The 516-nt window shown below is 65.1% G+C and carries 1 protein-coding gene; it reads left to right on the top strand.

All coding sequences use genetic code 11. From position 1 onward, the window contains the following. The first annotated feature begins 55 nt into the window (after positions 1 to 55). Complete coding sequence (locus ASJ79_RS25620) at positions 56 to 373, top strand: transposase (protein ID WP_067961472.1); 318 nt, start codon at positions 56 to 58, stop codon at positions 371 to 373. Positions 374 to 516: the final 143 nt, after the last annotated feature.

A 516-nucleotide genomic window follows, 5' to 3' on the forward strand; every position in this document is an offset into this window, starting at 1 on the left:
AGTTTCAGTGGACACCTGAGATAGCGGGACGGTGTCCTGCTGGAAGGATGTCGACATGTCGCGGACGCGTCGGTCGTTCACACCGGAGTTCAAGGTGGAGGCTGCTCGTCGGGTGATTGACGGGGGCAGGCCGGTCTCGGAGGTGGCCCGTGAACTCAACCTGCACGAGAGCCTGTTGGGCAAATGGGTGCGCCAGGAGAGGGTCCGCGACGGGGTGGCCAGCGATGCCCGCCACGGGCCTCCAGAAGGCGATCTGACCGCCCGGGAACGCGCCGAATTGGTGCGGCTGCGTGCGGAGCTGGCCGAGAAGGACCGAGATATCGCGTTTCTGAAAAAAGTATCGGCGTACTTTGCGGCACAGCAACATCGGTGAGTCGGTTCGAGCTCATCGCCGCGGAGTGCGCCGACCACGACATCAACACACTGACCGACCTCCTCGACGTCTCCCGCTCGGGCTACTACGCCTGGGCGACGCGGCAGCGACGCACCGAACCCACACCACGGCAGCAGTGGCGC

The sequence above is a fragment of the Mycobacterium sp. NAZ190054 genome, assembly GCF_001545925.1.
Lineage (GTDB): Bacteria > Actinomycetota > Actinomycetes > Mycobacteriales > Mycobacteriaceae > Mycobacterium.

Bases quoted from the DNA above. Each gene is read 5' to 3' on its own strand.
- ASJ79_RS25620 (WP_067961472.1), top strand. From the start codon at position 56: ATGTCGCGGACGCGTCGGTCGTTCACACCGGAGTTCAAGGTGGAGGCT.